A 4,154-nucleotide genomic window follows, 5' to 3' on the forward strand; every position below is an offset into this window, starting at 1 on the left:
AGGCCCAGCAGATAACCCGAACAGAGGAAGCTGAAATCCAGCACAGGACTATCGAAGAAGTCGATCGCCAGGAATCTGCCGAAAGGTGCTTCAGTAGTTCAGAAATTGCCGGCACCACTTACTCAGGTTACAGCAGCCTGAAAACCCCTAAGCGATCCGAATCTTTCCCACGTGTCGGGCCCGGCGACCTCATCCCGCTCTCCAACGACCCCGCGTCGGTGGAAGCCACGACTGATCAGCTAAGGAGTCCGGCCAAACCCGCGTCGGTCGCAAAGAAGACCGAACACTGGTGGAGCACTGAAGTTCCCTCCCGGTCCCGTTTCAAATTGAAGTTCTTCGGGCTACAGTGGCCGCCACTATGACCTCATCAGAACGACACTTGGAAGAGCAGCTCATCGCACGGCTGGGCGAACTCAAATACGAGGTTCGCCCCGACATTCGCGATCGGAGTGCGCTTGAGGCGAACTTCCGTCAGAAGTTTCAGGCCCTTAACCGAGTTAAGCTGACGGATGGTGAATTTGATCGACTGCTCGGTGAGATTGTCACCTCTGACGTTTACGCCGCCGCCAAAACCCTTCGCAGCATCAACAGTTTCACCCGCGAGGACGGAACTCCCCTCAACTACACACTGGTCAACATCAGGGACTGGTGCAAAAACTCCTACGAAGTGATCAGCCAACTCAGGATCAACACCGACAACAGCCACCACCGTTATGACGTGATGCTGCTGATCAACGGCGTACCGTGTGTGCAGATTGAACTCAAGACCCTGGGTATCAACCCGCGAAAGGCGATGGAGCAGATCGTCGGTTACAAGAATGACCCCGGCAATGGCTACACACGGACGCTGCTCTGCTTCGTGCAACTCTTCCTCGTCAGCAACCGTGACAGCACCTACTACTTTGCGAACAACAACGCACGTCACTTCTCCTTCGACGCCGAAGAGCGGTTCCTGCCGATCTACCAGTATGCGGCCGAAGACAACACCAAGATCTCACATTTCGACGACTTCGCCGAAAAGTTCCTCGCCAAGTGCACTCTCGGGCAGATGATCAGCCGCTATATGGTCCTCGTCGCCAGCGAGCAGAAGCTGCTGATGATGCGGCCATACCAGATCTATGCCGTCAAGCACATCGTCGACTGCATCGAGAAGAACAACGGCAACGGTTACGTCTGGCACACGACAGGAAGCGGCAAGACGCTCACGTCCTTCAAAGCCTCCACGCTGCTGAAAGACGATCCCACCATTGAAAAATGCCTGTTTGTCGTCGACCGGAAAGACCTCGACCGGCAGACCCGCGAGGAATTCAACCGCTTTCAGGAAGGATGTGTCGAAGAGAATACCAATACCGAGTCGCTCGTCAGTCGCCTGCTCTCCGACAACTACGCTGACAAAGTCATCGTCTGCACGATCCAGAAGCTCGGACTGGCACTCGACCCGACAAACCGGCGTAACTACATCGAACGTCTGTCCCCATTGCGCGACAAGAGGATCGCATTCATCTTTGATGAGTGTCATCGGTCGCAGTTTGGCGACAACCACAAAGCGATCAAAGAATTCTTTCCCAACGCCCAGCTCTTCGGGTTCACCGGGACACCGATCTTTGAAGAGAACGCGTCAGTTCGGCAGGTTACGGGCGAGGTCAAGCAGCTCCGCACGACAGAAGACCTGTTTCAGCAGCGCCTGCACCAATACACGATCACGCACGCGATTGAAGATCAGAACGTCCTGCGATTCAACGTCGAGTACTACAAACTGCCCGACGGAACGCCGCTCAAGCCGGGGGAAACGCTGGCCAAGCGTGCGGTCGTGGAAGCGATTCTGGCGAAACACGATGCGGCAACGTCCAACCGTCGTTTCAATGCGATTCTGGCCACCTCCTCGATCAACGACGCGATCGATTACTGGTCCATGTTCGACAGTCTGCAGACGGGAAAAAAGATTGAAGACCCCGACTTCAGCCCCCTGAACATCGCCTGTGTTTTTTCCCCTCCCGGCGATGTCAGTCCCGACGTGCGCCAGATTCAGGAAGATCTGATCCAGGAACGCTTCGACAACCAGGATGATCCCGACGGCAAAAAGAAGGCGCTCAAGCTGATCATCGAGACTTACAACGAAACCTATGGCACGAATCACTCGATCAACGAGTTTGACCTTTACTATCAGGACGTGCAGAAACGGATCAAGGATCAGCAGTTCTCCAACGCCGACCTGCCGAAGAAGGGGCGTGAAAAGATCGATGTCACGATCGTCGTGGATATGCTGCTGACCGGTTTCGACAGCAAGTACCTCAACACGCTGTACGTTGACAAGAACCTCAAGTACCACGGCCTGATTCAGGCGTTCAGCCGCACGAACCGCGTGCTCAACGCAAGTAAACCTTACGGTCACATCCTCGATTTCCGTGGCCAGCAGGCGAACGTGGATGAAGCGATTCAGATGTTCTCCGGTGCCACCGCAGAGCAGGCCCGCAAGATCTGGCTGGTCGACAAGGCTCCGAAGGTCATCGAGAAACTGAAAGAGGCGGTTCATAGTCTGGCGGACTTCATGTCCTCTCAGGGACTCGAAACTAAACCGGAAGCGGTTGCCAATCTGAAAGGGGATGACGCCCGGGTCGCCTTTGTGAAGCAATTCAAGGAAGTTCAGCGGCTGCAGACCCAGCTCGACCAGTACACCGACCTTACTGATGAAGAAAAACAGACGATCGAACAGACCCTTCCCAAGGAGACGTTGAAAGGCTTCCGTGGAAAATACCTGGAAACCGCTCAGCGTCTGCGTGAACAACAGAACAAACCGGGCAGCAAGGATGATGACCCCAAGCCTGCGGAACTTGATCAGCTTGATTTCGAGTTTGTTCTGTTCGCATCGGCGGTGATCGACTACGACTACATCATGGGGCTGATCTCGCGCTTCACCGGGCAGGACCCGAAGAAGGCGAAGATGAGTCGCGAGCAGCTCATTGGGCTGATCGCGTCAGACGCGAAGTTTATGGACGAGCGGGAGGCGATCACCGATTACGTCCGTTCGCTGGAGGCGGGGAAGCCGCTGGATGAGAAAGCCGTTCGCGACGGTTACCGGCAGTTCAAGGGGGAACGGGACGCCCGGGAGTTGGCGATGATAGGCGACAGTCACGGCCTGAGCTACGAAGCGCTGCAGGCGTTCGTCGATCAGATCCTCCAGCCCCCCATGATCTTCGACGCCGAACGACTCAACGACCTGCTCGAACCGCTCGACCTCGGCTGGCGCGAGCGAGCAGAAAAGGAACAGGCCCTGATGGCCGATCTCGTCCCCCTGCTGAAGAAACGCGCTGCTGGAAGAGAGATCTCCGGCATCAGCGCGTACGAGGGGTGAAACGTGGGTAAGAACGACGATCAAACGAAAACGCTGACACCGAAGCTGCGATTCCCGGAGTTCAATGAGCCATGGCACCTCGCGACGATCGGTGACTTCTTCATTTCTAAGGACGTATACGAGAAGGCAGCAGCTTTCGAAAGCGACAAGATCCTGACCGTCAAACTTCATACGAATGGAGTTGTGCGGAACGAGCGGACTGGCACGTTGACTGGCGGCGCAAACTACCTGAAGCGTAGAACGGGACAGTTTATTTTCTCTAAGATCGACCTGCTGAACGGTGCGTTCGGGATTGTCCCGCCTGAGCTTGACGGTTTCTATTCGTCCTCGGACGTACCAGCATTCTCGTTCAGAGAAAACTACTCCGCTTCTTTCTTCATCAGTTGGCTTACCGCGAAATATCAGCGATTGGTGATTGAGCGAACGGGAACGAGCGCTACTCTCAAGCGTGTTGCACCAGAGAAATTTAAGACCCTTCCTATCCTGCTTCCCACCCTCCCAGAGCAGCGGAAGATTGCGGCGTGTTTGACGTCGTTGGATGAGTGGATTGCCGCCGAAGGGCGAAAGCTGGAAACGCTGCGGGCCCACAAGAAAGGGCTGATACAGCAACTCTTCCCCCAAGAAGGCGAATCCCGCCCCCGACTCCGTTTTCCCGAGTTCCGCGATGCTGAGGACTGGGAGGAGCGGAAGGCAGGCACATTGTTTGAGAATCGGAAAATAAAAGGGAAAGAAGGACTGCCGATTTATTCGGTGACGATTCACAACGGGATGGTGCGCCGCGATTCTTTCGATCGTGACTTCT

General features: G+C 55.4%; 2 protein-coding genes. Both read left to right on the forward strand.

Annotated elements, in window-relative coordinates; all coding sequences use genetic code 11:
• The first annotated feature begins 358 nt into the window (after positions 1–358).
• Complete coding sequence (locus VGE80_RS04410; RefSeq protein ID WP_440591807.1) at positions 359–3,352, forward strand: type I restriction endonuclease subunit R; 2,994 nt, start codon at positions 359–361, stop codon at positions 3,350–3,352.
• Positions 3,353–3,355: 3 nt separating this feature from the next.
• On the forward strand, positions 3,356–4,154 hold a 799-nt coding region (locus VGE80_RS04415), incomplete at its 3' end, for a restriction endonuclease subunit S (protein WP_440591808.1).

The sequence above is a fragment of the Schlesneria sp. genome, from assembly GCF_036405755.1.
Taxonomy (GTDB): domain Bacteria; phylum Planctomycetota; class Planctomycetia; order Planctomycetales; family Planctomycetaceae; genus Schlesneria; species Schlesneria sphaerica.

Excerpts from the sequence above, each read along its gene's own strand:
- VGE80_RS04410 (WP_440591807.1), top strand. The coding sequence starts at position 359 with ATGACCTCATCAGAACGACACTTGGAAGAGCAGCTCATCGCACGGCTG.